We start from the raw sequence: 22,705 nt of genomic DNA on the forward strand, positions 1-22,705 counted from the left end.
CCAAAAAAATCGGGCTTCTTTAGTCCAAGCGCGTGAGCAAGACGGTCCGCAGGTCCATCACTTGAGAGCCGGGAATGTCGGTGGCCTCCAGCTTGAGGCTGCCCTGGCCTTTTCTGAGTTCGATCACGCCCAAGCTCATGCGATTCCATTCTTTGGAGTAGGCTTCTTTCCGCTTCACGCGGTCTTCTTGCACGCCTTGGAGCGGCGGGTCGTGGGCTTCGGTGATTTTTCCGATCAACTGGCTGTCATTGAAGCTCAGCTGGATGGTGGATCCGACATCGGCCGCCGGGCAGGTGTAGAAGAGCTCGACCAAATACCGCCCGCTTTTCCCGACTTCGCAGTCCCACACGATGGAGTCTTTCGTGCTGGTCCAGGTGGTGAAGTAGGAGGCGTTCGGATGCTTGGAGGGTCGGGTGATGCCGCCGCGATTTCGGCCATCCCGAGCCGGGATCTGGCTCATCTTGGCGTCCGGGTGTCCGATGATGAAGGGACGGTCATCGCTGCCCTTGTTGTGGCCCAGGCCCTGGTGTTCTTTCAGCCAGGCGGCGGCTTTCGCTTGCAGCGTTTCCGCCATTTCGGGGAACTCTTCGTTGACGGGGTTCTGTTGCGCGGGGTCCGCCACCATGTCGAAGAGCTTGCCGTCCCCGTTCAGCCGGTAGCGTTGGGTGCGGACGGAGACTTTGTTGTTACGGAATTGATACAAAGCCCGTTCAGGCCAGTCGGCGGTCTGCCCGGCCAGGAGGGGCTTCAAGCTGAGGCCGTCGAGGGGCTTGGTGCCGGAGTAGTCGATCTCGGCCAACTCGGCCAAGGTGGGCAGGAGGTCGATGCTGGAGGCGATGGGTTCCACCAGGGTGCCCGGGCGAATCTTGCCCTGCCAGCGAACGAACAAGGGCGAGCGCACGCCTCCTTCGTCGATCGATCCTTTCCGCCCCAGCATGCCCCCGTTCCAGCGGCGACCGTTGGGGCCGTTGTCATTGAAGTAGAGGACGATGGTGTCTTCGGCGAGGCCGAGTTGATCCAGCTTGTCCAGGAGGCGACCCACATTCCAGTCGATGTTTTCACACATGGCGTAGGCGGCCCGGGTGTGATCGAGGTTCTCCCGGTTCTTTTCGAAGAACTCTTGGGTGGAGGGCATGTCCTGGTATTTGTTCCACCAACGATCTGGCACCTGCATGGGGGAGTGCGGGGTGTTGAGCGCGAGGTAGACGAAGAAGGGCTTTTCCTGGTGCTGCTCGATGTAGTCCATGGCCCGCTCGGTCAGGTCATCCGTCAAGTAGCCCTGGCCACGCACGATGTCGCCATTGTGATCCAAGATCGGGCTGAAGTAGTGGGCCCAGTGGCCGGAACCGAAGCCATAGAATTCATGAAAGCCGCGAGCGTTCGGGTGATACGGGTATTGCGAGCCATTGTGCCATTTCCCGAAGACGGCGGTCTGGTAGCCGGCCCGCTGGAAAATCTCTGAGACGAGGGTTTCGTCCTCGTTCAGCCGCTCCGCCCCGCGGGAGACGCCGTAGACGCCGGTTTTGGCGTAGTAGCGACCGGTCAAAAACTCCGCCCGCGTGGGGGCACAGACCGCGCAGACGTAGAAGCGATCAAACTGCGCTCCCGAGCGAGCCAACTGGTCGAGATTCGGGGTGTCCAGTTGGGTGTTTCCATGGAGGGAGAAGTCCCCCCAGCCCTGGTCATCGGAGAGCATCACGATCACATTGGGTTTTTTGGCGGCCGCGGTCGTGGCGAGGCTGGCGGCCAGGCCGAGCAGCCAAAGTGAGCGGAGGAGCGAGGGGCGGGCGGATTTCATGGGAGCGGGAAGAGGTTTCAAAGAAAATGGAAAGAGCTACTCCACCAGCAGGCGGTGAAAGGGGTCCGGGGAGCTAGAAATAGGAAACGTGGCCTCCACATGCCGCATATCACCGTCTTCGGTGATCCAGTCGGAAAGGAGACTCTGGGGGTCCCAGTCGACGAGGTCCTCGGAACTTTCATAGCGCAGGGTGCTGCCGGTGACCGAGGAGTCGAAGCTGAACCGGAAGTGCAGCTCGCCCCCCGTGACGGAAGCCAGCGGGAGGCCGGCCACATCGGGCTGGGTGGGGTTCAAGCGGAGCCATTGCTCAAGGAGATTGCTGAGGCGGTCGCCATCCGGGTCGGCGGTGGCCAAGGCGAGTTCACCGCTCAAGGAGGGGAAGCCCGCCATGAATTGAGAGAAGCTCTGGGTGACGCGTTCGACTTCGAACCAGTTGAGATTGCACCCCCCGGTCACCCACTCCAGCCGGAGGAGGTGAGTCCCGGCTTCCAAGAGAAAGGGGCCACTGGTCAAGTCGATGTAGTTCTGCCAACCCCCGGTGTTGCCGATCGCGAGGCTCCCGGTCTGGTCCACCCCATCCACCAACAGACGGAGGTTGGCCCCGCCGAGGTTGGAGGCCACGCGGAAGAGGGCCCGGTGGGTGCCCGTCTCGCTGACGGTGACGGTGTATTCCAGCCATTCGCCATCGCTCGTCCAGCCGACGTTGAGGCCGCCACTGTCGGTGCCCCCGCTGTTCTGGATATCGACGTTTTCGCCGGGCCGGTAGTCGGAATCGCCATTGTTGCCGATGTCTTGGTCACTGTAGGCGATGCCCTCTCCGCCGGAGTCAAAGTTCTCTGCCTCCACTCGGCCGGGGAGGGGCCAGGGGCTGGCCTGGTTGGCGAAGGGCGCCTGCGTGGCGGCCGTGATGGCGAGGGTGGTGCTATCGCTGGCCGTGAGGTCGTCGGACACGGTCAGCGTGACGGTGAAGGTTCCGGCGGTGGGGTAGGTGTGGGAGACGAGGGCCTCGGTGGAATCCACCGTGCCATCGCTCTCGAAGTCCCAGGCATAGCTCGTGAGGGAGGCGCCTGGGGTGGGAGAGGAATTCGAGGCGTCGAACTGCACCAGAAGCGGGGTTTCACCGGAGAGGGGCGCGGCGCTGATGACGGCGGTCGGGCCGGTCGTCTCTGGCTGGCCCTGGCTGAGCCAGGCGAAGAGATTGCGGGCGTATTGCGCGTTGTCGTGCTCGTTGATGTCGGTCCCGGCTCCGTTTTGGTTGAAGAAGGTGTTTCGGTCAAAGTGGATGGCCACCCGACCGCTCTCGACGGTCGCGATCACGAGGGAGGCATCGCTTTCATCAACCTGTCGATTGCTGCCCCGGCAAGCGTTCACTCCCGGCGTGCCGTCATTGTTGCGAGTGGAGCCCGAGGCGGCCGCCAAGCGCGTGAGGGTGACCCCTGCTGGGGGGCTGCCACTGGGAATGCGTCCTGGCGAGACCCCTTCTCCCATGAAGGTATCGACGCCGCTGAAGATGGGGTGATCGGGCACCACGAATTCTCCCTCCGCCCGGTCCACGGTGTAGGTGCCGCTGTCTTGGTTCATTTCCAGCCCGAAGCGATCCAGGAATTGCTGGTCGGAATTCGGCGCATCACACCAGTCCGAGCCGAAGTTGGCGTCCGAGATGAAGAGGGCGGCGCCCCCGGCCCGGACGTAGGCCTCCAGCGCATCGATCTGGGCGCTGGTGTAGACGGCGTTGTTCGAGCCAAAGATGAGGGCGCTGTATTGGCTGAGGCCCAGCTGCGTGAGGTCGAGCGGGGCGCCGGTGGTCTGTCCGCTGGAGGGCGCATTGGCTTCCAGAGGCTCGGCCAACTGCTCCACGAGGTAGCCCTCTCCCTCCAAGAGCGTTTTCAGTTCTCCCCAGCCGTGGTTGCCATTGTTGGTGGCATTGTTATTGAGGTCGGCCAACTGTTCGGTCCGCGAGTTGTCATTGCCTGCTTCTAAAAAGCCGCCGCTGCGGTCGGCCCCTCGCACGAAGAGGAGCTTTTTGGAGGCGGTCACGAGGGCGACCCAGTCTTGATTCGTGCTGTCGGGGGCGCTCCCGAGAGGGATGTCATCGCTCCCCCCGGTGATGGTGGAGACACTGCCGGTTTGAAGCGCCCCGCTGTTGCGAGGGTCAAACCAGCGGACGGTGAATTCTCCTGGCTGGTCCGCGAGGTCGAGATTGGCGGTGCCGCCTTGCTTGTCATAGATGACGTAGGCCTCCCCCGCTTTGAAGTAGCAGTAGTCGCCACTGGTGAGGGAGTTGTCATTGATCATTTCCCAGTAGGGCACTTCCGCCAGGGCGAAGAATTCCAAGGCGTAGCGGCAGTAGTCCCACCATTGGTCGCGACTGCGGAAGTCTTGGCAGGTCAGGTCGGAGTGCGGGAAGCCATAGCCAAAATACCATTCGTTCCCCCAGCCCCCGGCCAGGAGCGTGCCCCAGAGGGCGTTTTCCCGCCCGTTTTCGTGGGAATTTCCCGGGCTGCTATCGGGACGGAGGGCGTTTTCGGCGTCGCCTGGCTCATCGCAGGCCACGATCCAGGGCTTGCCCGCCTGAGCGGAGTTCGCGACCCAGGTCCGCACGTCGTCATGGACGTCGTTGAAGTTGGCTCGACCCCCTTGCAGGGAGGCGCCCGTCAGTTGGGAGACGCTGCCCACGAGCGGGCCATAGACTTCGTCCTTATCGTTAGGGTAGGTGTGGATCACGATGGGGTGCTGGTAGGGATCGTGATCGTGAAAGAACTGGGCGTAGGCCTTGACCCGGGTCTGCGTGGGGTCGTTCAATTCGTCGGCCCGCCAAATGTCATTCTCCTCTCCCAGATTCCAGTTGAGCGCCAGGTGGTGGCCGAAGCGGGCGATTAGTTCGCGGTAGTAGAGCTGGCGGTGCTTGCCGAGTTCACCCCCGTCCAGCAAGAGATCGTTCTCGGTTTCCTGGGTTTTCACGTGCAGGAACAGACCCTGCCGGGTGGCGTGTTCGAAGATGACTTCCCATTGCCCCAGGCGGGAGACATCCATCCGTTCCCGTTCGTTGTAATCGGTGTAGAGGAAGACATTGCGATCATCGCCCGCGATATTGAAGGTCAGGAAGGAAAAGACGTTCAGGCCTTCGGAGGCGAGGTAATTGAGAGCGCCCAGCATGCCTTTCCCATAAGCGCCGCCCACCCCGTCCACTTGGGCCCAGGTGGGATCGTCGGTCGTCCAGTCGCCGGCATGGGCCGACCAGGTTTTGATCGAGGAAGCTTCGCTGCCAAAGGTGCCGGTGTTGTATTGGCCATCGGTTTTGAACGGGCCGTCAAAGTCCACGTAAGAGAGGAAGTTTTCCGGCGCGTCGGGGCCTTGCTTGATGAAATACTCCCCGCTCTCGGCGAACTGGAGATAGTGCTGGCCGACATACTCCAAGCGACCCTTGCCCCGGAAGTCCCGACCCGTTTTGTCACTCGCGACGACCAGAAAGCTCCCCGAAGCCCCGTGGAAGCTGGCGGGGCTGCCGCTTGCGGGATCGGCGATCGCGATCTCACTCCCGGTCAGGAAGCTGGCGCTGTAGGACCAGAGGCCGACCTCGTCAGGCGAGAAGTGGACCTGCCACTGGTTGCCGTTGTCGGCGCCGGTGTTGGCCGCATTGCCATCCGCAGCGTAGTGGCCCGGCACGAGGTAGGTTTGCCCGCTGGGACCCGTGAAGGTGACGTCGAGGCGATAGTCCAAAAAGGGATTCGGGCTGGCTGACTCGCTGGTGGCGGGTCCGTCAAAACTGAGGGTGATTTTGTGCCACTTTTTAAGCTCTCCCAGCAGGAGACCACTCTCGACCGCCGTCCCGACCCGCACCACGACTGCCTCGGAGGTGGTGAGGTGATTGTCATCGTCCCGGGCGACCGCGGTCAGGCGATAGTTCCCGGCCGCCAAGCCATTCAAGGAGACGGTGTAGGGGGCCGTGCTGTCGATCCCGAGGCTGCTTCCATCCTGAAAGAACTCGACTTGGGTCACGCTGCCATTGGGGTCGCTGGCCGAGGCCGTCACCAGAAAATCAGCGGGCGCCGTTCCCAGGGTGCCATTGAGGGGGCTCGTCAGGGTCACGACCGGCAATTCCGCAGCCTGCTGGACGGAGAGGGCGAGGGCGTCGAGGGCCGAATTATTGGGCTGTTTGCCAGTCGTTTCATTGGCGAAATTGTGAAGGGATTGGTCCCAAAGTACGATTCGGTCGAGCGCGTGGTGAGTCGATCGGACCGCAATTTCCAGATAATACAAAGTGTCCGCTGCCAGATTCCAGGAGAGAGACCGGGCGTCGAAGTCCTTATTGGAGGTCTGCCAACTCCAGCCGGTGGCATTCATGTAGACCTTATACCAGGATCCCGTGGGGTCGTTGTCATTGGCGGCCGGGGTCACGGGATTGCCCTTGGCATCGACCAGTCGAGCGAAGGAGTCGTTGTGCTCGGTGGTGCTGTCGCCAAAGGTGATCTGGCTCCGCCATTGCAGTTGATAGCGGCCGGCCGTGCCGATGAAGACCGGGTAGGCCACGTTACCTTGGCCGGGATTATTGAAATGATCCTCGGTTCCCCGGAAATACCCGCTGCCCAGGAAGCCCGTCACGCTGGCTTCCTGAGACCAGGGGGCCACCGGGGCGAGCGCTTCCACGTCCATCACCACCAGCCCCTGCGATTCTAAGAAGGCCCCTTGATCGACGCTCGGAGGAGGGGTGAGGGCGACCGTGAAATTGAGGGTGAGGGAAACCCCAGAGGCTCCCGTGAGGGAGTCGCCTGTGTAGGGGGTGGCGGTGAGAGTATGGCCGCCTGGATTGAAGGCGAAGGCACTGTAATCGCCGGCAGCGTCGCCAGCCAGGGCATAGGGCGCGGCACTTTCCGTCTGCTGACGAGTGGTCGCCCCCGTCAAGCTGAAGGCCACGCTTTCAGTATCCGCTTCTTCCGAATCGACGACCGCCCGGATGTTCAAGTTGGTGGTCGGCAGGGTGCTGAGATCAATGGTGCTTCCCTCGCTCAGCGCGAAGAGAACCGAATCCGTATCCGCATTGATGAGATCAAAGCGGAGAACTTGGTTGGCCCCATCCACCCGCCCCCCAAACAAGAGGAGAGTGGCCAGGAGGAGGGGGACAAGGGAGCACTTCATGGACGGGAGGGGAGACCCTGGGAGGAGGGAGAGGGGCGAGCGGCGCTACCTGTGGGCCGTTTTTTGGGCCATCTCGATGCGGGCCAGCAGACGTTCGTGGAGTTGGTCGCGGAGGGTCGCCCATTCCGGGAGGACCGCTAGATTGCGGGTTTGCTTGGGGTCGGCCTCCATATCGTAAAGCATGGCGCCTTCAGGATGCTTTTTGAAAGGCGGATACCACATGTAAGACCACTGGCCATGGCGCAGACCAAAGCCCCGCTTGGTTTGCAGGAAGGCTTCCTGGCGGGAGAGTTGACCGCCCGTGGGGTCCTCCAAAAGCGGTCGCAAGCTGACCCCTTGGGCGGCTGGCTGCGGGGGGAGGCCGGCCAAGTCGACCAAGGTGGGGTAGAGATCGATCAGCTCCACGATCTCATCGGAAGTTTCTCCCCGGACTTTCTGACCGGGCGCCGAAATGATGAGTGGCACCCGGGTGGCTTCTTCCCAAAGCTGGTTCTTTTGCCAGGTTCGCTGCTCTCCTAAAAGGTAGCCGTGATCGGAGACAAAAACGATGAGGGTGTCGTCGCGCAAAGACAGGCGATCCACTTCGTCCAGGAGCCTCCCAACCTCCTCATCCATGTAAGAAATGCTGGCATAGTAGGCTTGCCGAATTTCTTGGCGGTCCCGCTGGCCCACTTTGAGATCCGGACGGTGCTCCTGCTGAGGAATCGTTTTGAGGTGCTCCGGGGAGACTTCGGGAAGGGGCATGTCCTCAATCGGGTAGGCCGCAAAGTGCTCAGTCGGGGCGATGAAGGGGAAGTGAGGACGAATGAGGCCGACTGCCAGAAAAAAGGGCTCGAGCTCTTGGGCCCGTTTCTGCAAAACGCGGAGGGCCTGGTCCACGGCCAAGGTATCCGCTAACTCCCCTTCTCGCTCGTCGGTTTCCACAATGACCCAAACGTGCCCTCCTTTGAGCTTTTTGATGGTGGAGGCGGACAAGGTCCCCTGGTCCCATTGCTTTTGGAGTTCAGGATACAACTCGACCGTTTGAGGGCTGGTGACGTTGCGCACTCGTCCAGGGTGGAAGGTCTCTAGGGCCCGGATGTTGTAGGCTTCCGTCCAGGAAGGCGGATGGTCCGCTCCCTCATGGCCCAAGATGACATGGTGGGGAATGTCCATGTGGTAGATTTTGCCGACGCGACCGCTCCAATAGCCATGATTGAGAAAATGGCGCGAGAGGGTGACGGTGGCGTCCGGCAGCGGAACGTTGTTTTTGAGGATCCCGGTGGTGAGTGGGTATTGACCGGAAAAGAGCGAGGCCCGGGAAGGGCCGCAGAGAGGGAATTGGCAGTAGGCGTTCGAAAAGGAGACACCCCTTGCAGCCAAACGGTCCAGATTCGGGGTCTGGCAATGAGGGTCCCCATAACCGCTGAGCGCCGTGCTGAGGTCGTCCGAAATGATAAAGAGAACGTTGGGTGCCTTCTCGTCTCCCGAAGCGGAGATGCCGGCCCCTAAGGCCAAGAAAACGGCCGCCCACAAAAGTGATTTCATAGAGGTTTGGAGAGGTTCTTTCGCTAATGAATTAGCAGCTGATCAATGAAGCTCTCATGACCCGAGGAAGATGCCAGCAGATTTTGCTTCGACCCATTTCCAAGGACTCCCTCTACCCAACGGAGTTATACCAAGCTCCAGAATTCACTGGTAGAATGGAGGGAAGGTGTTGTGGGGAAGAGGCGCTGAAGCGCGGGGAAGGGAGAGCCGGTGTCTTTCGAGCCAATTCTGCAGCTTGGTATGAGATCCGGTGCTACCAACTTATTTGGTCGCTTAGCAATCGGTTCGGGAGGCGTTTTGGGCACCACCAAAGCCAGCAAAACGGAGAGCCCACGGTAGGCCGTGGGCTCTTCAAAATTCCTATGGGAGTTTTTTGACCGACTAAGCTCGGCGGCGTCTTACCAAGGTGCCGAAGGCGCCAAGAGCCAGCAAGGTGGCGGCGGAGGGCTCAGGCACCACGTCCAAGGTTACCGAATCCAGCCGGAACTCACCGGCACCGCCGTTGATGATCAAAAAGTCTCCATCATCGAACTCGCCTATGAATCCGGTATTCACGGTCTCATTATTCCCGCCCGAAAAGTTCCCCTCCGCTTCCGTCACGGTCCGTGTGAGAGTGCTCGCGGAGGCATCATAGATGAAGATTTCCCATGAAATCGGGGCGTTGGAGTTGTTGCCAAATTCGAGATTTTGAATCTGAAAGCCGTCCACACCAAGCAGACCTGAGTTGACAGCGTTTCCGGAGATGGTCGCTCCGCCAAAATTGAAGAGAAGTATTTCATTGCTCCCGTTGATATCGTTGTCCTCGAATGCATTTCCTAGCCCACCCGCTTGGCCGTGGACATTTTGGCTCGACTGAAGATCATCGGCGTCCAAACCCAAACCTGGGTTGTCGGGATCGGCAGGATCCGCCGTGAGGAAGGCGGGAAAAGAACTGGCTCCTAGGGCAGCGTCGTCGTCCCAGTTGAAGGGGGCGGTGACGAAGTAACTAATAAAAAGACCGTCCGGAGGGGCGGTCAGCGAACCACTTTGAAAAACCGCATCGGCGGTGGTCGTAAGCCCGCCTGACTCGGTGAACCCGATGTTGAATCGCTTGACCTTCTCATTGTTGGTGGTGCTGCCAATCGTGACCGCCCCGGTGGCAGTGAATTGAGACACAAGAAGGGCGAGGGAGGAAGCGAGAAGGAGTTTTTTGAGCATCACGAAAAGGGGGTTGAGACTGGTAAGGGATCTCATGAAAGCGAGTCGGCTGTCAATGTAATTTTTTTAGCTTAAAAAGGTAAGGTGGCTGGGGTCGCCGTCCATGACCACCGATTCAGCTCTCCAAACCAGAAGATTCAGGCACTTGGTATTGCTCTTTGAGCCCTGCCAAAGCCTCCTTGAGACGTTCGATCTGGGGAGCGCTTTCGGGGTTGGGGTAGAGGTTCTTGAGCTCACTGGGATCGTTTTCGAGATCGAACAATTCCCATTCCTCACCTTGTGGCACGTCTTGGCCATAGTAACGGATGAGCTTCCAGCGGCCATCAAAGACCCCTTCGTGTCGACGCACGCTGTGGATCCCCGGGTATTCATAGTAGTGGTAATAGACGGAGTCCCGCCAGCTGCCAGGGCGTTCTCCCCGCAAGAGCGGTTGGAGGCTGAGGCCCTGCATGTCGTCGGGAACGGGCGCTCCGGCCAGATCGAGAAAGGTCTCCGCGAAGTCGATATTCTGCACCAAATCCGTGTTGACCGAGCCCGGCGCGGTCACGCCCGGCCAGCGGGCGATCAAGGGGGTGCGGAAGGATTCCTCGTACATGAATCGTTTGTCGAACCAACCGTGCTCGCCCAGGTAGAATCCCTGGTCCGAGGAATAAAAAACGATGGTGTTTTCCTCGAGTCCCGATTCCTCCAAATAATCCAAAATGGCCCCCACGCTCTCGTCAATGCTCTTGCCCGTGCGGAGGTAATCCTTGACGTAGCGCTGGTAGCGCCAACGCACCCACTCCGGGCTGCCCGGCTCCAGCTCGGCTTCGAAGAAAGCTTGGTTGCGCGGTTCGTAGGCGGCGTCCCAGACCTGGCGCTGCTCTGGATTCATGCGGAAGTAGGCCCCCTCCTCGCCCCGGGGTAGCTTCTTGCGATTGAGGTATTTCTTCTCCCCAGCAGCCATCTCTTCCGCGGTCCGCAGCTTCAAGTCCATCTGCGGTCGCATGGTTTCGGCAATCGACATGTCTTGTTCCCGCGCGGCCACTCCCCGCGTGGCGTAGTCGTCGAAGAGGGTCTGTGGCTCCGGCAGGGTGAGGTCATCATACAAGCCCACATGACGGGGAGCCGGCATCCAAGTGCGGTGGGTGGCCTTGTGGTGGACCATGAGCATGAAGGGCTTGTCCGCGTCCCGCTTGTCTTCCAACCAATCGATGGACTTCTCGGTGATGATGTCAGCGACGTAGCCTTGGTAGACCTTCCGCCCCTCTTCGGTGATGAATTCCGGCTGGTAGTAGGAACCTTGCCCAGGCAGGACTTCCCAGTAGTCAAAGCCCTGCATTTTGCCCGCCAAGTGGATCTTGCCGATCATGGCGGTTTGGTAGCCGTGTTGCTGGAGGATTTTTTGGAACTGCTGCTGGTTGTGGTTGAACTTGTTGTGGTTGTCGATCTTGCCGTGGAGGTGGCTGAACTTGCCTGTGAGGAGGGCTGCTCTCGCGGGGGCGCAAATGGAGTTCTCGACGTAGCAGCGGTCAAAGCGCATGCCCTCGGCAGCCAGCCGGTCGATGTGGGGGGTGGGATCGACCTCGGCCAGGATCCCACCGTAAGCGCCGATGGCCTGGTAAGTGTGGTCGTCCGAAAAGATCCAGACAATATTGGGGCGCTCCGAAGCGGAAAGCGGGAGAGCGAGGCCAGCCAGCAGGCCGGTCGCGGCGAGGATGCAGAGGGAAGTTTTCATGGAGGCTTTCAAGGAGGGGCTGGGGTTCAGAGAGGGCTTTCCCAAAGTCGATAGGTGCTGCCCCCTCGCTCAAGGATTTCAAAAATTCGCTGAGAGTAGGGCCCCCGGGTGAGGGCTTCTATGGTTTTCCCCGAAATCGCCTCGGGAGCATCCAGTAGCTTCAAGCCATCCAAGGCCCAGGTGGCGTGGATATCACCCCGCGCCTGATCGGCTTCTTTCACCAGCAGCGGGAGCACGCGCTCCTTTTCGCCCAGACGACCCAAGGCCACCAGCGCAGGCACCCGCACACTCACTTCCGAGTCTTGCACGGCTCTTTCCAAGGCGGGCTTGGCCGGGGCGGCCGCTTGGCCGAGAATCCGAAGTCCGAGAGCGCCCCAATGGCGGAGGGCAGGGTTTTCGTGGTCGAGGGCCTTGACGAAGGCCTCGATATGGCGCGGGTCCTGCTCGGACGCCAGGAGGGCCAGATCAAGGACCTCTGGGAGGGGGTAGTGGGCGCTGGCTTGGCCGTATTCGTAAAGGGTGGTCTTTTTAGACTGGTTGACTCTTTCTAAAAGGGGCTCGGGCAGAAAGCCGAGGTCGCGGGTTTCCAGAATGTGCGCGCGGAGGTGGGCCCGCATTTCAGCCAGTTTTTCTGGTTGGCTAGCCGCCAGATTTTTGACCTCGTGGGGGTCGGCTTGGGTGTCATAAAGCTCCTCCGGGGGCTGGGGGAGAAACTGGGCAGCTTGCGCGGGATTGGTTTTTCCCTGCTGGTGAGCTTCCCACTGGCTGAGCTGGCCCTCCTGCCGGAGAGGGTAACTCAGCATCTGGAAGCGGAGTCGATCGGGCTCGAAATTTCGAATGTATTTCCAGCGACCATCCGTGACGGCGCGGGAGGTATCCGGCGCCTCATCAAAACGCCCGGAGAAAAGAAAGACCGTCTCGGGAGCCGGATCGGTCTCAGCACCCAGGAAGACCCGGCCTGGCATGCGCTCCGGTGGGGTAATCTGGGCGAGGGCGAGCCAGGTTTTCGGCATATCGATGAACTGAACCAGTCGGTCCGAGACCGTCCCCGGCCCCGAAGGAGCCAGGTGCTGCCACTTGGGGGGGAAGTAGGCCAGGAGAGGCACCCGCGTGCCGGTGTCGTGGAGGAAGCGCTTGCTGCGCAGGGTCACGCCTCCATGGTCGGAGCAGTAGAAGACGATGGTGTTCTCCGCCTCCCCGCGCCGTTCCAGTTCCTCAAGCAGGGCTCCCACCGAGGCATCCATGATTGCCAGACTTTCATAGTAACTGCGCCAATCATGGATGACCTCCTGGGTGGCCACCTGGTAGGGCGGGACCCGGATGTCCCGGGAAGCCACCCGCGGCTCTCCTTTGACCTTGTTGGGCGGGAAGATGCGGCTCTCGTGGCTGGTCGTCAGATTGAAGACCGCGAAGAAAGGCGCGCCCTCCGGCCTGTTTTTGTAGTGAGCTTTGCGACCCGAAAAGTCCCAAATCCTCTTGGGATCGATGGACTGGGTGTTGTAATCGGTTTTTGACTGGTTGGTGGTGTAGTAGCCGGCCTTGCGAAACAGTTCGGGGTAAGTGGGAAAAAGGTCTCGCGGCACGGCATACTTCGAGCGCATGTGCATGGTGCCCAGTGAGACCGCCGGAACGCCAAAGATCCAACTGCTGCGCGCCACCGCGCAAACCGGGGCATTGGCGAAACAATTGGTGAAGCGGATGCCCTCCGCTGCCAAGCGGTCCAAGTGAGGGGTGCGCGCATTCTCATCGCCGTAGGAACCCAAGAAGGGTCCATTGTCCTCGCTCACGATCCAGAGTAAGTTGGGGCGGTCCTGAGCGACCGCTTGCAGGGGGCCTCCCAGGAAAAGGCTGAGAAAAAGAACAGATCGAGAGAGGGTCATGAGGTGGAGTGGGGGGAGATCGACCGGGAAGAACAACCGACCAAAAAACGTTCCCTCCAGCAACTTTTTTTCGTCGGGTTTCTCCCGAGCGCTGGTTCTCTCGCTGGGAATTTCACCAAAGAGAAACGCCACTACTTTCCACGCTTCTTTTTGAAAATGAGGCATTTTTAAAAAAGTTCTATTGACAAAAGTGGACCGCCCATCTTACCAAATAATCGAGAAATCCCCCAGACGTAAAACACATGAAACTCCCTTCCTTCGTAGTTACTAGCATCGCTCTCCTCCTCCCGGCCACCCTCCAGGCAGCCACTGTCTACTTTTTCGCCGATTTTGAGTATGGTGGAGCTGATCCGGCGGTCGCCACCGACGCTGCCGATCTCAATACTGGAATGACCAACTTGGTTGGTTCGTTTTCCGGAACTCTCCCGACCTCTGCCAACAACGCTTTCAACAGTCCCAGCATCGTCAGTTTTCAGAACGATACCGCCACCGACAATCATTTGCGGATCGATCGGCCATCCGGAGTCGGGCAATTCAGCGCTGATTTGACCTCGACGGTAAGTGTCGACGGATTGTTCGTGTCTTTCGACCTCTTGAGCCGCCGCGGTTCGAATACCGGGGCGGGCTCCTTCAATATCATTGGATTGGACGACTCGGGCAACGAGGCTTTCAACCTTTTCGTGGACGCTGATAAAAACAGTGACCCAGGAAATCAGCTGGCAGTGGTTTCGGGAGCGGGAACGGTCGATTACGATCCAGTCACCACTTTCGGAGGAACTGGGACACCGCTGAGCAAAGATTTGAATCAGAGTGGTGGCCTCGCCGATATCGCCAGCATCTCGATGGTGTTGGGGGCCACCGACTACTCCATCACCTTGGACACCCCTTTCAATAGCGGGAATCAGTGGACCGCCAATTCTGTCGCTTACAACGGATCGGCCACAACGCTTTCCCGCATCGTCTTCACGGTCGAGAGCGACACTGGATTCTACCTAGATGATCTCTGGGTGGCCGATGAAGCCATCCCCGAGCCTTCGGCTGTTTCGCTGCTCGGCCTCAGCGCAGCCCTCGTGGCCCTCCGCCGTCGGCGGGCCTAGGCCCCGCGACTCCTTTCGAGTCGAGCGGGTTTCCTAAGAAAAGGTTAGGATTTTGATCCACGTTTTTTAACTCGAAACAGCTACCCCGTAATTTTCTACCGGCTTCCCCATCTGGGCGTCGTTGAAATCATAGTGGCCACCCTCACCCATTCTCCCCTGCAATCACTCAACCTCTACCAGGAATTCCCATGACAACCAAAACTCTTACTTCGTTTTTTATCCTCTTACTGGGCCTCACCCCCAGTCTTCCGGCGAGCGTTATCTTTTTTGCCGACTTCACCTACACATCTGCGCCTGATTTTTCGACTATCACCGACGCGTCCCAATTAAACGGTATGGTGGATCAGGTTGGCACTTTTTCTGGAGCCACCAATGGCGCGGAGATCGTGCTGGCTTCTACCGATCCAGGTTCCCCAACCAATCCGACGATCACAGACGCCTTGGGCTATCGAGATTCTCGGGATGGTGTTGACAGCCTAACGATCTTAAAAGCGAATTTTAGCGAATCGGCTGACTTGGCGGATGGTGTGAACGTGTCCTTCTTTTTGAGCACTCGCCGGGGGAATAATAATGCCGGTGACAATTACGACATCGTTGGCTTCGACTCGTCGGGGGTGGAGTCTTTCCGTCTCACGATCGGAACAGATAAACAAGGGGGGGGCCAGACTGAGCGAATTGGATTCGTATCCAGCGGAACGACCACTTTTGATCTGCCCACGACCACCGGAGCGGATGCCATTGGGGACTTGAACGTCGACAATAACATCCAAACCGGTGCCGTCATCAACCTCGCCTTGAGCGACAACGGATTCACCATCGATTTCGCCGGGGTCGATTCCGCAGGCGCTAACTCCTACACAACGGATGTTTTGGCCTACAATGGTTCGGCCACCAGCATTTCCTCTATCGAATTCCAGCTGGCAGCCGAGGATGTAGATGCCAATGGTGGCGATAAATCAGGGTTTTATCTAGACAATTTTCAAGTCTCGGCCATTCCCGAAACTAGTCATGCCGCTGTCCTGGGAGGCTTAACCCTGTGCGGCCTCTTCTTTTCACGTAGGAGATCTTAGTCTAAAGCTTGGGATCCTAATGACCCTGTCCTCTTTCTGGGGACAGGGTTTTTTTTGGTAGCAAGCGCCTGGGGCAAGTGGTCGGAGGGCCGCGCAATCCGTCACACTGGATCGACGTCCACCAGCAGCGAGACTTCTTTTGAGGCTTGAAGTTCTAAGAGGGCCCGTTTGAGGGGGGCGGTGATGGTTCGGCTTTTGGGCGCGCGCAGGCTGACTTGGTAGCGGTAGTGATCGGCCACTCGGAGGACCGGGGCCGGGACGGCTTCTCCCACGAGCACTTCAGGCGGCAGCTCTTTTTTGAGTCGATTGACGAGCGTTTCCAAGGTGAATTGCGCCAGGCGTTCTTTTTTCGATCGGCTGGTGACGGTGACTAAGTGAAAATAGGGCGGGAAGTGGAAGGCTTTGCGGAGCTCCAGCTCTTGCTCGGCGAAGCCTTGGTGGTCGTGGTGGCGGGCGAATTGCAAACTGGGGCTGTGGGGAGAGAAGGTCTGCACGATGACTTCCCCCGCCTTCTCCCCCCGCCCGGCCCGGCCTGCCACTTGCACCAAGAGTTGGAAGGTGCGCTCCCCCGCCCGGAAGTCAGGGAGATGCAGGCTCAAGTCGGCATGGAGCAGTCCGACCAAGGTGACGTTGGGAAAGTGCAGCCCTTTTGCCAAAAGCTGAGTGCCGAGGAGGACCTGAATTTTGCCCGCTTTGAAGTCGCGAAAGACTTCTTGGAGGCGGTTTTTTCGTCGCATGCTATCGGCGTCCACTCGCTCCAAGCGCATCTTGGGGTAAAGTCCTCGCAGCACTTGTTCCACTTTCTGGGTCCCATAGCCGGCGAACTGGATGGCGCGGCTACCGCACTGGGGGCAGTGACGGGGGACCAGCTCCTGGTAACCGCAAAAGTGACAGAGGAGGCGCTCCTCGCTCCGGTGGTAGGTCAGAGAGACATCGCAGTGGCGGCATTCCACGACGTGGGCGCAGTCGGGGCACTGGAGAAAGCGGGAGAAGCCTCGTCGATTGAGAAAAAGAATGGCCTGCTCCCCGGCTTCCAGCCGCCGACTCAGGCCCTGATGCAGAAGTTCGGAGATCATGCCACCCCCGAGGGCGCTTTTGCCCGCGCGCCGCATATCCACGAAGCGAAAGCGGGGCAGCGCTTGCTCTCCGATCCGGGTGGTGAGCTGGACGCGCCGGTATTTGCCGGCTTGCACGTTGGCGGTCGATTCGAGGGAGGGAGTCGCCGAACCCAAGACGACAGCGCACTTTTCCAAGTGGCCCCGCAGCACGGCCAAGTCCCGCGCATGATAGCGGGGAGGGTTGTCTTGCTTGTAGCTGGCTTCCTGTTCTTCATCCACCACGATCAGGCCCAGGTTCCCCACCGGCGCGAAGACCGCGCTGCGGGCCCCGATCACGATCCGGGCACGGCCGCAGCGCACCTTTCGCCATTCGTCCTGCCTTTCTCCTGCCCCCAGGGCGCTGTGGAGGACGGCGATTTCGGTTTCGGCGGTCGCGAAGCGGCTTTTGAAGCGGTTGACGGTCTGCGGCGTGAGGGAGATTTCTGGAACCAGCACAATGGCGTCCCGGCCGCTGGCGACGACTTGGGCAATGGCTTGGAGGTAGACCTCGGTTTTGCCGCTGCCGGTCACGCCTTGCAAGAGGACCGGATGGGGCACGGCGGCTTGCGTTTCTTCGAGGATGGCTTGGAGCGCCCCCGCCTGGGCCTTGGTTAAGGGCAAAGGCAAACTTTCGACGAACTCCGCCTGGGCGAAGGGGTCGCGTTCTCGACGCAGAACGGTTTTTTCCAAGAAGCCCTTCCCGAGGAGGCCCTGCACCACGGCCCGGCTGAAGCCTTGTTTCCCGAGTTGGGCCAGGCCGATGGGCTCGGTTTGCTGCCCGAGATGGGCCAGGCAACGAGCTTGCTGCGGCGCGCGCTGACGGAGCTTCTCGAGGGCTTCAGGAGAGGGAGGACGCGCTACGCGGACCGCCTGGTGCTCGATGGCCCGGTAGTGGGTTTCCCGGGCTCCTTCGGGGTAGATGGCTCGCAGGACATCGGTCAGCTTGGCGAGGTAGTAGCTTTCCATCCAGAGCGCGAGCCGGACCAGCCCCGCTGGGATGCCATCACTTTCATCGCCACTCCGATCTTCCAGCTCCAGGAGATCAAATTCCGATTCCGCCGCTTCCGAAGACGGATGCAGGTCAATGACGGTGCCGGTCCGAAGCGCCTGGCGAACGCGGACTTGGACCCGCGCGCCACTCTCCAAGGGCCCGGCCCAGCTTTCCGGGACCCGGTAGTCCAGCAGAAGAGAGGGCGCGCCATCGATGAGGACGCGGGCAATTTGCGGGGCTGAAGAGAGGGCGCTCAATGAGACGACCAAGGACCCGCCACCGCCTAGCTCAACTGCTTTTTCAGTCTTCGAGGTCTTCGAGGAGGACCGATTGCCCCCGCCGCTGGCTCAGGGTCTTGGCTTGGGCCACCACTTCGCTGGCCCGGGTGTCATAGCGGTAGCTGTGGCAGTTCGGGCACAAGACGACTTTGTGAGCCACGATCGAGTCGCAACCGACGCAGATTTTATACTGCTCCGGGGAGCGAATGATTTTGGCAGCGCGCGCCTTGCGGTCGTCGAGATCGCTCGTGTCTGCCATGGCCGCAAAGAAAAAGCGATCCTCCGATGGGAGGCGATCGGGGTGAAGGGCTCCCCGTGAAACGACCCTAGAGCTGGGCGATAGCCTGATTGAGGCGCTGCTTGAGGCGGGCGGCGGTGTTTTTGTGAAACACGTTCGACTTGGCCGCCTTGTCGATGGCCGAGGCGAAGGCGGAAAACTGCTCATTGGCTGCCTTCTGATCGCCCGCTTCGATAGAGGCGCGGACCTTTTTGCGCAGGCTGCGAACCTGGGCTTTGACGGCTCGATGGCGCTCCGTGCGGGTCTTGGTCTGGCGGACGCGTTTTTCGGCGGACTTGACGTTTGGCATAGAACTGTCCCGATTTGGCGGGCAGGGAAGCTACGGAGCGGGCTGCTTTTGTCAACTTTCAATCGCAGCGGACGGGGAAGCCGCCTCCGGTTCTCCCTCAGGGGTTGCCTCGGCCTTTTCTCTCTCGGCTTGGCGAGTCTTTTCGATCGCTTCCAGATAGGGCTTGATCTCGGGTCGCAAAGGTCCCTTCACAATCTCCACCACGGTGCCCACGGGAACGCGGTCGTAAAGGCCGATGATGTCGGAAGAGCGCATCCGAATGCAGCCCCAGCTGTAAGGCTTGCCAAGGTTCCGCTCCTCTGGGGTGCCATGGATGTAGATGTAGCGGGGGTAGGAATTCTTGTTCCATTCCTCGAGACCGCGCAGCCAGAGAATGCGCGTGACGATGGGGTCGCGGCCCGGGGCATCAATCGGAAGGACCTCGCCCGTGGGACGACGATCCTTGAAGACGGCGCCCGCGACGGCCCCGCCCCCATATTTTTTGGCCACCTGCAATTTGCCGAGGGGCGTCTGGAAGCTATTGAACTCATTTCCCAAGCCGAATTTCGAGGTCGAAATCGGGTAGATGGCGATGAGACGCTCGTCATCGACCAAGGCCATTTTCTGGTCTTCCACACTGGCCACCAGATAGGTGGAAGGCTTGCTGGCACAACTGGCCAAAATCAAGGGCGCCAGGGCGGCCACCGCTCTCCAGAGCACCGCGCGAGGCCGTCTCTCAGATAGAGCTGCCGAGTTTGCCATCGTTTTTGGGCTCAGGCGAGAGCGCCTGAAGCAGGAGCGGCGGAATGGAGCCGAGACCGACGTAATAAAACCCCACCATGAAGAGTCCGAGAAAGGGGAGCGATTGCCAACTCGCGCTCCAGATCGCATGGGCGACCAGCGCGGTGAAATAAAAGGCCAGACAGAATTCGATGAAGACCGGGAAGTTCTTTTTGAAGGCTTTGTAATTGCTTTGCTGCCAAGCGACGCGCTGGCGCTCCACCCCATACTTGGGCGTCCGGATGAAGGCGGATTTTTGATTGAAAATGGCTTCCAGGACGGCCTTGCCATTGTTGATCGACATCCCGATCCCCAAGGCCATCAGCATGGGCATGTGCACCATTTCCTTCCACCAGGTCTTGGGGTGGAGGGCGCATTGCGCGGTGATGTAGAAAGCGATGACGGAGAGCGTGGCCAAGACAAAGACCAGCCAACTGAGAAAGAAGATGACAAAGGAAGGGATGACCGTCTCGGTCAGGCTGATCGGGAACATCAAGACACAGAGGAAGACCAAAAGAAGGTAGGCGAAGTTCGAGGTCAGGTGGGCGGTGGCCTCCAACTTGACGAGCAGCGGCGAGTCGCTCCGCCAGACGTGCGCCAGCATTTTCTTGCAAGTCTGGACGGAACCCTTCGTCCAGCGATGTTGCTGGGATTTGAAGCCATTCATGTCCACGGGCAATTCGGCGGGCGTCACCACATCGCTCAGGAAGACGAAGCGCCAGCCTCGGAGCTGGGCGCGGTAGGAGAGGTCGAGGTCCTCGGTCAAGGTGTCATGCTGCCAACCACCGGCGTCGGCGATGGTGCTTTTGCGCCAGATGCCGGCTGTCCCATTGAAATTGAAAAAGCGGCCGCTGCGGCTCCGGGCGGTCTGCTCCAGGAGCAAATGGCCATCGAGAAACATGGCTTGAATCCGGGTCAGGAGGGAGTAGTCCCGGTTGATGTGACCCCAGCGGGTCTGGATCATCCCGACTTTCTCGTCCGTGAAGTGATGAATCATCCGGTGGAGGATGTCCCGGGCTGGGATAAAATCGGCATCGAGGATGAAGATGAACTCGCCCTTGGCAGTGGCGAGGCCCTCTTCGAGCGCGCCCGCTTTGAACCCGGTCCGGTCGATCCGATGGCGATACTCCACATCGAAGCCATCGGCTTGGAGACGGGCGACCTCCCGCTGAGCGATTTCGACGCTTTCATCAGTCGAATCATCCAAGACTTGAATCTGAAGCTTTTCCTTGGGGTAGTCCATTTGCGAGACCTTGCGGAGGAGTCGCTCGACGACATGCAGCTCATTGAAGAGCGGCAACTGCACGGTGACAGCGGGAAGCTCCGCAAACTTTCGCTTCGGTTGAGGATGCCGCCGATGATGCTTGAGAAAGAGGAAGATGATCGAGTAACGGTGAATGCCGTAACCGGATAGCCCCAGGAAAACCACGAAGAAGGAGATCAGCCAAAGAGTGGTGGAAAGATCCATCATGGGAAAAATTGCGGTTTCAGGAATCGCCCCAAGACCTCTTGGATGTCCGCTCTCGAGCTGGGTCTTCGAGAAAAGTGGAGAAGGATGGAGACAACACGTTGACGGTCAAGTTGCAAATGAATCGCTTGGCCCGCCCTGAGCCAGCGGCGGCGACTGTGGATTCGTAGCAAAATTTGATGGAAAAGCAGCAGGAAACCCGCCACTTTTTTATAACTTGCTTCGTCGGGTTCCTCTGATGCCTCGTCTCCTGCCCTTGCTTCTCAGTCTCTGGCTGGCTCCCCTAGGAGGAGCCGAGCCGCGCGCGCCCCTCCCGCCCGAGCTACTGGAGGACGAACACTTGCGAGAGGAACTGGGAGTGAATGCGCTCACCACGCCCTCCATTCGGAAACTCTTTGAAGAATTGGAGGCGCTGGCGCCCCTGCCCTACGCCCGCTTGCGACCGGAAATTCCGGAGTCCGTTCCGGCCGACCGCCTTCTCATCGCGCTGCAACTGGGCCGGATGGTGGCGGACGGTTTTCTGGTGGTCCAAGAGGAAAAGCTGCAAGACCTCGAACCGCTCTCTCGGAGCATTCTCAAGTTTTCCAAGGCGCTCGGGGCGGGAGATCGCGTCAAGGCCAACGCCAAATCGATCATTGAGAACGCGGCCCTCGGGAACACGGGGAGTCTCAAGGAATCGCTAGCCAAAGCGCAAATGGACGTCGAACGGGAAATGCTGGAGCTGCGAGATGTCGACCTGGCCCACCTCATCGCGCTCGGTGGTTGGGTGCGGGCGGTGGTCATCACCGGCGAGGCGGTCCTGACCGATTTCCAGCCGGAGAAAGCCGCTCTTCTGACCCGCCCTGACTTGGTGGAATACTTTCTCCAGCGCTTGGAAGAGTTTGCCCCTTATCTGGGAGAACACGCCACCTTGGATGCCTTGCGCAAAGAAATTTCCACCCTGCGCAGCCAAGTGGATCTCCCGGACATCCGCCCGGTGCAAGCGGCTGAAGTCCAAGCCATTTTGGCGACGGCCAAACGGATGGATGGCCTCCTTTTGGGAGAGTGATTTTTTGGGATGGCACAAGGCAGAAGGATTCGTCCGGCCTCGGGGGAAAGAACCGGAATCATTCTAAAAACAAGCAACCCGCCCGCCGCCTGAGGTGCCGGCCGGCCGCGAGATTGATCTTGGCGGGAGATCCTTTGGACTTGGCCAAAAGCAGGCTGGCTTCGATCTGCGCTTGGCTCAGGTCTTCGATCCCCTCTTGCTTCAGCCAGGCGCGCAAGACCTCTCCTTGGAGAAAGGGCGCTTCTCCCAGAAGGGCTGCGAGCCGGATTCCTTGGCGGTCCCCACACCGTGTCTGCGCTTGGCTCACCTGCTCGTCCACAAACTCCCGGAGTCGGGTCAGCTGGTCCGAGGCGCGCAGCAGGAGAGGCGCTACCTCACGGGCAAAAACCCGATTCAGCCGAGGCAGGATTTCATGGCGAAGCGCGTTTCGTGAGAAGGCTTGCTCCGCATTGCTCTCATCCTCTCTCCACGAAATCCCCTGTTCTTCGGCGAACTCCCGCAGCTGGGCCTTGGAAACCTTCAGAAGCGGCCGCCCCAGCTCGAGCCGTGGTTCCTCGTCTTCGAGCAGCTTGCTGGCCGACATCCCCGCCAAGCCGCGCCAACCCGTGCCCCGACAGAGGTTGAGCAAGAGGGTTTCCGCTTGGTCGCCCGCATGATGAGCCAGGAGGACCCGGTGACAGCGCTCCGCTCTTGCCACCTCGCGGAAGAAGGCGTGGCGAGCCTTCCTTCCCGCCTCTTCCAGGGATAGTCCTTCCTCCTGCGCCAAACTGGCCACCGCCACCTTCTTGACCCGCACTGGCAACCCGGCTTCCTGGGCCAGGCGACGGACAAAGCGGGCATCGCCCTCGGACTGGGCCCCACGAAGTCCATGATCGAGGTGGCAGAGGACGAGTTTGCGAAAGCCCGCCAGGCGCAATCCGTGGAAGAGAACGACCGAGTCCAGCCCACCGGAAACCGCTACCAGGTATTTGCGCCGCTTGGGCAGCCCTTGCAGGGCCAGGGTCCACCATCCATCTGACTCGGCCATGGGGAGTCATGGACCCTTTTTGAGGTGA

General features: G+C 60.0%; 15 protein-coding genes. 3 read left to right on the plus strand and 12 right to left on the minus strand.

Features of this window, described 5'->3' with window-relative positions; translation table 11 throughout:
- Positions 1-19 precede the first annotated feature (19 nt).
- The 6 genes from AAF555_06405 to AAF555_06430 all read right to left on the minus strand — a co-directional run bounded on the left by AAF555_06405 (position 20) and on the right by AAF555_06430 (position 13,420).
- On the minus strand, positions 20-1,798 hold the full coding sequence (locus AAF555_06405) for an arylsulfatase (protein MEM6911199.1): 1,779 nt from the start codon (positions 1,796-1,798) through the stop codon (positions 20-22).
- Positions 1,799-1,834: 36 nt separating this feature from the next.
- Positions 1,835-6,934 carry a DUF5060 domain-containing protein gene (locus AAF555_06410; protein ID MEM6911200.1) on the minus strand — a complete coding sequence of 1,700 codons (5,100 nt, stop codon included), beginning with the start codon at positions 6,932-6,934 and terminating at the stop codon, positions 1,835-1,837.
- Positions 6,935-6,979: 45 nt separating this feature from the next.
- Positions 6,980-8,461: a sulfatase gene (locus tag AAF555_06415; protein MEM6911201.1), complete on the minus strand. Its 1,482-nt coding sequence runs from the start codon at positions 8,459-8,461 to the stop codon at positions 6,980-6,982.
- A 381-nt stretch (positions 8,462-8,842) separates the two neighbouring features.
- Complete coding sequence (locus tag AAF555_06420) at positions 8,843-9,694, minus strand: PEP-CTERM sorting domain-containing protein (GenBank protein ID MEM6911202.1); 852 nt, start codon at positions 9,692-9,694, stop codon at positions 8,843-8,845.
- A 79-nt stretch (positions 9,695-9,773) separates the two neighbouring features.
- Entirely contained in the window at positions 9,774-11,375 is a 1,602-nt protein-coding gene (locus tag AAF555_06425; protein MEM6911203.1) for a sulfatase, read from the minus strand.
- Between the two features lie 26 nt (positions 11,376-11,401).
- Positions 11,402-13,420 carry a sulfatase-like hydrolase/transferase gene (locus AAF555_06430; protein ID MEM6911204.1) on the minus strand — a complete coding sequence of 673 codons (2,019 nt, stop codon included), beginning with the start codon at positions 13,418-13,420 and terminating at the stop codon, positions 11,402-11,404.
- Between the two features lie 77 nt (positions 13,421-13,497).
- Here AAF555_06430 and AAF555_06435 point away from each other — a divergent pair, with 77 nt between their 5' ends.
- Both AAF555_06435 and AAF555_06440 read left to right on the plus strand, forming a co-directional pair.
- Positions 13,498-14,352 carry a PEP-CTERM sorting domain-containing protein gene (locus tag AAF555_06435; protein ID MEM6911205.1) on the plus strand — a complete coding sequence of 285 codons (855 nt, stop codon included), beginning with the start codon at positions 13,498-13,500 and terminating at the stop codon, positions 14,350-14,352.
- A gap of 188 nt (positions 14,353-14,540) precedes the next feature.
- Complete coding sequence (locus AAF555_06440) at positions 14,541-15,422, plus strand: hypothetical protein (protein ID MEM6911206.1); 882 nt, start codon at positions 14,541-14,543, stop codon at positions 15,420-15,422.
- A gap of 101 nt (positions 15,423-15,523) precedes the next feature.
- Here AAF555_06440 and priA read toward each other — a convergent pair whose 3' ends face one another.
- The 5 genes from priA to AAF555_06465 all read right to left on the minus strand — a co-directional run bounded on the left by priA (position 15,524) and on the right by AAF555_06465 (position 20,605).
- Positions 15,524-17,767 carry a primosomal protein N' gene (gene priA / locus AAF555_06445; GenBank protein MEM6911207.1) on the minus strand — a complete coding sequence of 748 codons (2,244 nt, stop codon included), beginning with the start codon at positions 17,765-17,767 and terminating at the stop codon, positions 15,524-15,526.
- Between the two features lie 43 nt (positions 17,768-17,810).
- Entirely contained in the window at positions 17,811-18,047 is a 237-nt protein-coding gene (locus tag AAF555_06450; protein MEM6911208.1) for a hypothetical protein, read from the minus strand.
- Positions 18,048-18,114: 67 nt separating this feature from the next.
- The gene (rpsT, locus tag AAF555_06455; GenBank protein MEM6911209.1) at positions 18,115-18,375 is read right to left on the minus strand and encodes a 30S ribosomal protein S20; all 261 of its coding nucleotides are present in this window, start codon (positions 18,373-18,375) and stop codon (positions 18,115-18,117) included.
- A 51-nt stretch (positions 18,376-18,426) separates the two neighbouring features.
- Entirely contained in the window at positions 18,427-19,059 is a 633-nt protein-coding gene (locus tag AAF555_06460) for a L,D-transpeptidase (protein MEM6911210.1), read from the minus strand.
- A gap of 31 nt (positions 19,060-19,090) precedes the next feature.
- A complete protein-coding gene (locus AAF555_06465) occupies positions 19,091-20,605 on the minus strand; it encodes a glycosyltransferase (GenBank protein MEM6911211.1) in 1,515 nt (504 codons plus the stop codon).
- A 235-nt stretch (positions 20,606-20,840) separates the two neighbouring features.
- On the opposite strand from AAF555_06465, the gene AAF555_06470 reads away from it, so the two are divergent.
- Positions 20,841-21,650 carry a hypothetical protein gene (locus tag AAF555_06470; protein ID MEM6911212.1) on the plus strand — a complete coding sequence of 270 codons (810 nt, stop codon included), beginning with the start codon at positions 20,841-20,843 and terminating at the stop codon, positions 21,648-21,650.
- Between the two features lie 58 nt (positions 21,651-21,708).
- Here AAF555_06470 and tilS read toward each other — a convergent pair whose 3' ends face one another.
- Complete coding sequence (gene tilS, locus AAF555_06475) at positions 21,709-22,677, minus strand: tRNA lysidine(34) synthetase TilS (GenBank protein ID MEM6911213.1); 969 nt, start codon at positions 22,675-22,677, stop codon at positions 21,709-21,711.
- Positions 22,678-22,705 lie beyond the last annotated feature (28 nt).

Source organism: Verrucomicrobiota bacterium, from assembly GCA_039027815.1.
Lineage (GTDB): Bacteria > Verrucomicrobiota > Verrucomicrobiia > Verrucomicrobiales > JBCCJK01 > JBCCJK01.

Bases quoted from the DNA above. Each gene is read 5' to 3' on its own strand.
- AAF555_06405 (MEM6911199.1), bottom strand. From the start codon at position 1,798: ATGAAATCCGCCCGCCCCTCGCTCCTCCGCTCACTTTGGCTGCTCGGC.
- AAF555_06410 (MEM6911200.1), bottom strand. From the start codon at position 6,934: ATGAAGTGCTCCCTTGTCCCCCTCCTCCTGGCCACTCTCCTCTTGTTT.
- AAF555_06415 (MEM6911201.1), bottom strand. From the start codon at position 8,461: ATGAAATCACTTTTGTGGGCGGCCGTTTTCTTGGCCTTAGGGGCCGGC.
- AAF555_06420 (MEM6911202.1), bottom strand. From the start codon at position 9,694: ATGAGATCCCTTACCAGTCTCAACCCCCTTTTCGTGATGCTCAAAAAA.
- AAF555_06425 (MEM6911203.1), bottom strand. From the start codon at position 11,375: ATGAAAACTTCCCTCTGCATCCTCGCCGCGACCGGCCTGCTGGCTGGC.
- AAF555_06430 (MEM6911204.1), bottom strand. From the start codon at position 13,420: ATGCCTCATTTTCAAAAAGAAGCGTGGAAAGTAGTGGCGTTTCTCTTT.
- AAF555_06435 (MEM6911205.1), top strand. From the start codon at position 13,498: ATGAAACTCCCTTCCTTCGTAGTTACTAGCATCGCTCTCCTCCTCCCG.
- AAF555_06440 (MEM6911206.1), top strand. From the start codon at position 14,541: ATGACAACCAAAACTCTTACTTCGTTTTTTATCCTCTTACTGGGCCTC.
- AAF555_06450 (MEM6911208.1), bottom strand. From the start codon at position 18,047: ATGGCAGACACGAGCGATCTCGACGACCGCAAGGCGCGCGCTGCCAAA.
- rpsT (MEM6911209.1), bottom strand. From the start codon at position 18,375: ATGCCAAACGTCAAGTCCGCCGAAAAACGCGTCCGCCAGACCAAGACC.
- AAF555_06465 (MEM6911211.1), bottom strand. From the start codon at position 20,605: ATGATGGATCTTTCCACCACTCTTTGGCTGATCTCCTTCTTCGTGGTT.
- AAF555_06470 (MEM6911212.1), top strand. From the start codon at position 20,841: ATGCCTCGTCTCCTGCCCTTGCTTCTCAGTCTCTGGCTGGCTCCCCTA.
- tilS (MEM6911213.1), bottom strand. From the start codon at position 22,677: ATGGCCGAGTCAGATGGATGGTGGACCCTGGCCCTGCAAGGGCTGCCC.